Consider the following 3120-nt stretch of genomic DNA (forward strand, 5'->3'; position numbering starts at 1 on the left):
GTTTCAAAGCCGGGCTGTAGCGCGACGAAGAAGCTTGCCTCGCTCGCGCCGCCGGCTTTTGCGACGGCGCTGCGATCCAGCACTGACGCGATGTGATAGGCCGGGTCGGTAGCAATCGTAGCGAGGACGCTGCGGACCTTACCGACCAGCGCCGCATCGTCGGGCCGCGCCAGCCGGATCGCGGCAGTGCCGCCCGCCAGCCACGGCATCGCCTGCCAAGCGGTGGGTTTACCGTCTGGCCCGAGGGTGATGAGGCCAACGTCGACGAACGGCTTGAACAGGTTAATGTCGGTCGCGACCGACTGAAAGCCGTGATCCGACACCACGACGATCGTCACGTCCGGCATCGCGGCGCGGGCTGCGGCGACGAGCTGGCCAACCAGCGCATCGGTTTGCTCGATCGCCACATTGGCTGCGGCAGAGCCTGGACCGCTGCGATGTTCCTCGTGATCTATCCCGGCAAGATAGATCGTCGTGAAGGCGGGCTTGCGCACCGTCAGGATCGCAACAGCAAAGCGGACGCGGGTGGCGTCGCCCTCGACACTTTCATCAATGCCTTGCGCATACGGAACGCCGACGCGCTGCTCCAATTCGGGCAACAGCCCCGGTGTCGCCAGCGCTGCAAGCAACTTTGCATCGTCCGGGGTGCCAGTGCGCCAAATTTGCGGCAGATTGGCATCGAGCCCCGGCGCACCGACCGACACAGGCCAATGCACGTTGGCGGTCGCCAGCCCCTTGGCGTGCGCAGCCGCCCACAGCGTCGGCACACGCACGTCGCTGGCGTACCAATACCAGCCGGTCTGGTTGATGGCCTTAGGATCAAAGGTCAGGTTGTTCGACACGCTGTGCTTCGCCGGCGAGACGCCCGTGATAAGCGTCGTATGGCTTGGATAGGTCAGCGTCGGCAGCACGCCGACTACCCCTTTCGCCGACGCTCCCTCCGCAGCGAGCGCGGACAGGACGGGCAGTTTCAGTCCGCGAGCCTTCGCCTGGCGCACATCGTCCGGCCGCAGGCCATCGAGCGAGACGAGCAGCACTGGCGAGGCGGAAGCCTCGCCGATGGCCATGAAGCTTGCGGCTGCAATGACCAGCGAGCGAAGCATTCTCAGAATCCTTTGCGCAGGGATACGAAGACCTGCCGCGGCGCCCCCGCCAGCAACGTCTGGTTGTCACCGCTCGCACCATAGCCATTCGACCCGATCGTCGAGATGTACCTCTTATCGGTCAGGTTGGTCACGCTGCCCTCGATGACCAAGCCACCGAGCGCCGGGAAGCGATAGCCGATGCTGGCGTCGACCAGCACGCGGGCGCTGACCGACTGGTCGTTGAGGTAGGTGAAATAACGCTTCGACATGAAATCGGCACCAGCGCGGGCGAAGAAGTGCGTGTCGTCATAGACCAATTCCCCCTTGGCCATGTTCTCCGGCGTATCGACTACGGTCTTGCCGCGCGTGGCGGTCAACACCGCACCAGCGGCATTGCGGACGTCGTCGCGATAAGTCGCCTTGTTGTAGGAATAGCTGGCGAAAGCGGAGAAGGCACCGGCAATCCGGTAATAAGCCGACAGTTCCGCGCCATAGCTTTCGACACTGCCCGCATTGTTCAGCGTCGGCGGATTGCCGATGACGCCGGCACCATTGGCGAAGGTCAGCAGCCGGTTCGAGAAATCGACATAATAGCCGACCGCCGACAGTTGCAGCCCGCCACTGCGCAGGCGAACACCGCCTTCCGCGGTCTTCGACGTTTCCGGCTTCAGCGTCGAGCGAATCGCGTTGAACCCGATCTGAGTCGTCGCGAATGGGCCGGTAGTGGCCGACGACACAAAGGCGCGCATATTCTCGGTATAGCTGGCGAACACTTCGGCCCCGCCGCCTAAGCGGAACACCGCGCCGACCTGCGGCAGGAACCAGTCCTTAGCCTCGATCTTTCCGGCGACGAGCGTACCCGTCCTCAGGTTTGCAGTGTTCTGGACGCGCATCCCTTTCCACCCGCCGTTGATCGTCAGCTTGCCGAGCGTCAGGGTGTCAGCAACATAATATTGCAACGTGAACGTGTCGTATTTGCCGTTCCACTGCGTGAAGAACGGGTCCTTCTGAAATGCCAGTGTGTCGCGGTTCGGCGTCGCTGCATCCGCCATCGCGTAGAAGCGGCGCGCCTGAGTGAAGCTGTTGCTCTCGACCCAGCCGCCAAGTTCGATCCGGTTGGCACCAGCTTCATAGGCGACGTGGGTGAGATTGCCGGCGCGGTCGATGCCGTATTCGGTGGTCCGGAACGACAGCGGCGATGCCGTCGCGATCGTGCCGCCATTGCCGTCCCGCGCACCCGCCGGCGTGCCAACATAGGGTGTGATCCACGATCCTTGGCCCTTATTCTTGTGGTAATAGCTGGTCGAGGTGACGGACAGTTCCGGCGTCAGCGTCGCATCGAACGTCACGCCACCGAGCCAATCGCGGCGTAGACCGCCCGCGTCGAAATAGACGTCGTCGACCGTGCCTATGCCTGCCGGAAATGTGACGCCCGCGCTCGGATATGGCCGGGCGGCGACGCTTGCGGCATTCTGGTTGGCGTAGATCTTGGCGATCTGCAACGCGAGCGGGTAGTTGTCGCCGATGTTGTCGTTGTTCAGCCCACGACGACGGATGATGTCATAGCTGAGATCCTGATAATCGGTTTCGCGGCGATCCGAAAAATTCAGGAACGCGGTGATGCTGCCGACCCCCCTGAGATCCTTGACGATCTTTGCGTTCGCCTGGTGCTGGCGCTGGTTGCCATAGCCTTTCCACTTGTCGGTCTGAAGAAAGCCGTAGCTGATATATCCCTTCAGCCCGTCGCCGAGGTCGCCCGTGTCGAGGCGAATAAATCCGCGATAGGTTTGGTCGCTGCCATAGGTGCCCGAACCGACCACGTCGAATGTGTCCGATGGCCTGCGGCTGACGAACTGAAGCGTACCGCCCAGATTGCTCGTGGAGGCGGTGCTGATCGCGCCAGCACCCTGCGCAACCGTCGTGGACGCGAGGTTTTCCGAAATGATCGCGCGACTGATGTGCAGGCCGTTGACGTTGCCGTAGCTCATGTCGCCCAGCGGCACGCCGTCCAGCGTGAACCCTAGCTGGTTCTGGT

2 protein-coding genes are annotated in these 3120 nt (G+C 62.8%); both read right to left on the reverse strand.

Annotation, left to right across the window (positions count from 1 at the left end; all coding sequences use genetic code 11):
* The coding region (locus tag AX685_RS12975; protein ID WP_231738855.1) for an alkaline phosphatase family protein at positions 1-1103 on the reverse strand (1103 nt) is incomplete at its 3' end.
* Positions 1104-1105: 2 nt separating this feature from the next.
* Positions 1106-3120 (reverse strand): TonB-dependent receptor (locus tag AX685_RS12980; protein ID WP_066489320.1); only part of this gene is annotated, 2015 nt, incomplete at its 5' end.

The organism is Sphingomonas sp. CCH9-F2, from assembly GCF_001556735.1.
Lineage (GTDB): Bacteria > Pseudomonadota > Alphaproteobacteria > Sphingomonadales > Sphingomonadaceae > Sphingomonas > Sphingomonas ginsenosidimutans.